The organism is Weizmannia acidilactici, assembly GCF_008974185.1.
GTDB classification, from domain to species: Bacteria; Bacillota; Bacilli; order Bacillales; family Bacillaceae_C; genus Weizmannia; species Weizmannia acidilactici.
In genome coordinates, this window is the sequence record NZ_BKZP01000072.1 from 1 (window position 1) to 2,210 (window position 2,210).

1 protein-coding gene and 1 pseudogene are annotated in these 2,210 nt (G+C 46.7%); one reads left to right on the top strand and one right to left on the bottom strand.

What is annotated here, in order from left to right; translation table 11 throughout:
* Positions 1-142: 142 nt before the first annotated feature.
* Positions 143-1,645 (bottom strand): DHA2 family efflux MFS transporter permease subunit, encoded by a 1,503-nt coding sequence (locus tag BpJC4_RS15610; RefSeq protein ID WP_151682004.1) that lies wholly within the window; start codon positions 1,643-1,645, stop codon positions 143-145.
* A gap of 402 nt (positions 1,646-2,047) precedes the next feature.
* Between BpJC4_RS15610 and BpJC4_RS15615 the strand changes: the two are divergent.
* Positions 2,048-2,210: pseudogene (locus BpJC4_RS15615) on the top strand (ISLre2 family transposase); the annotation flags it as partial.

A 2,210-nucleotide genomic window follows, 5' to 3' on the forward strand; every position in this document is an offset into this window, starting at 1 on the left:
TGAGGAACATGCGAGGAGGCTCGCGACGCGTGCGGAAAGCGAGTGAATTTCGCGATCATCAACAACCAACGATAATAATTTTTTCACAAAGAAAGGGGCTCCCCTTCAGCCAGATTACCGCCTTTTGGGACAGCCCCTTTGATTAGGATTGCGTTGCAGTTTTTGCCGGCTGTACCGCTTTTTCCGGAAGGCTGTCGCGCGGTGTTGTTTTCTGGATGAAAAAGGCGAGGATGAAAGCAACAGCTGCCAGGTAAGTGGCCACCATGAACGCGTCATTTATGCCCATGACAGTTCCTTCCCTTGCCGCCAATGCAGCATGGATTTTATCCGCCGGCGATATTTGCCCGGCAGCCATGATCGCCTTTGTATGGGCAAGCCCTTTATTCGTCATGATCGAGACGAAAAAGGCCGTGCCAACAGCGCCCGCCACCATCCTGAAAGTATTGACCATCGCGGTGCCGAATTTATTCATCGCAAGCGGAAGGTCGTTTAAACCGGCCGTAAAGATCGGCATCATTAAAATCGACATCCCGAAACTGCGGATCGTGTAGACTGTCACGACATACGTAAAAGTTGTATCCAATTCCAGCCGGGTCAGGGCATACGTGGTGACAATCGTAATGGCAAGGCCACCCAGGGCAAGCCATTTCACCCCGTAACGGTCAAACAGGCGCCCTGTAATCGGCGACATGATCCCCATTACGATCCCGCCCGGCAAAAGCATCAATCCGGACATCAGCGGGGTAAATCCGCGCACATTCTGCATGTAAATCGGCATCAAAATCATACCGGAAAACAGCGCCATCGTCACAATAATATTAATAGCCATCGTCAAGGTAAATACCGGGTAGCGGAAAATGCGGAACTCCAAAATCGGATGGTCGGTCGAAAGCTGACGCCAAATGAATAAAACAAAAGAAATGGCGCCCACTGCCAAAGTGGCCAACACTTCCACGCTGTCCCATCCTTTCGTTCCCCCGGTAGAAAATCCGTATAAAATGCCCCCGAATCCGATGGAAGATAATATTACACCGAGCGTATCCAGTTTCGGCCGGCTCGTTTCCGTCACATTTTTTACAAATATCGTTGCAAAAATCAAGTCCACAATGGCGATCGGCAAAATGATGAAAAATAAAGTGCGCCATGAATAGTTTTGCACAACCCATCCGGAAAGCGGCGGCCCGATCGCCGGCGCGAAGTTCATCGCCACGCCAAAAATCCCCATTGCAAACCCGCGCCGGTTTGGCGGGAATAAAACAAATATGACATTCGTCATGAGCGGAAAAATAATGCCTGCCCCGACCGCCTGCACAACCCGCCCGATAAGCAGAACAGAAAATCCGGGCGCAATTGCGCAAATCAATGTTCCGAGCGCAAACAACCCCATGGAAGTGAGATACAGCTGTCTCGTTGTAAAGCGGCTCATCAAATATGCTGTAACCGGAATGACAATCCCGTTTGTGAGCATGTAAATCGTAGATAGCCAGTTGGCGGTAGAAGCGGAAATATTTAAATGGTTCATGATTTGCGGCAGCGCGACATTAATCAGCGTCTGATTCAAAAAAGCAACCAATGCGCCTGCCATCATCACCGAAAAAAACGGCACAATTTTTACGGAACGGTTCAACTCGTTCGTTTTTTCCATTCACAATCCCCCATTCAATATAATAGTTTGAGCTTTGGTCACTGAACTATGCCGGAGAGGAAATATCCGATTGGTTTTCCGTCGGGGCAGACGAGGTAATAAGAAAACTCCCGCCTTTGGAACGGGAGAAAGCATTTCATTTATTTTGCTTAACTAAATATTTGGCACTCTAACTATTTTATTCATTTTTAACTGGAAGTCAAGAAAAAGAATTGAATCGGGTCCGCTGTTCCAATCACTTTTTATGTTCAGCACGGGACGCTTAAAAACAAAGGGCAATTCCGAACCTGTTTAAGTATGTGTAAAATTTTACTCGGGGACTTATGAATGAAAAAAAGTGGGAAGACACTCTATCATTTAAATGTACGTACCACGCGAATACATTTAGAAAGAGGTCTTCCCATGGAAAACATTATATCAAAAATTGCTGAGTTATTAAAGGATACAAAGAGCCTTATCGATTTTGAAGAGCAGTTCAAAATTTTTATGCAGGAGGTCTTTACGCAACTGGTAGGGGACGTATTTGTGAATTAGACCGGATGATAACAGAGCAGAAACTCGAAGA

Coding starts and splice junctions, on each gene's coding strand:
- BpJC4_RS15610 (WP_151682004.1), bottom strand. CDS start 1,645: ATGGAAAAAACGAACGAGTTGAACCGTTCCGTAAAAATTGTGCCGTTT.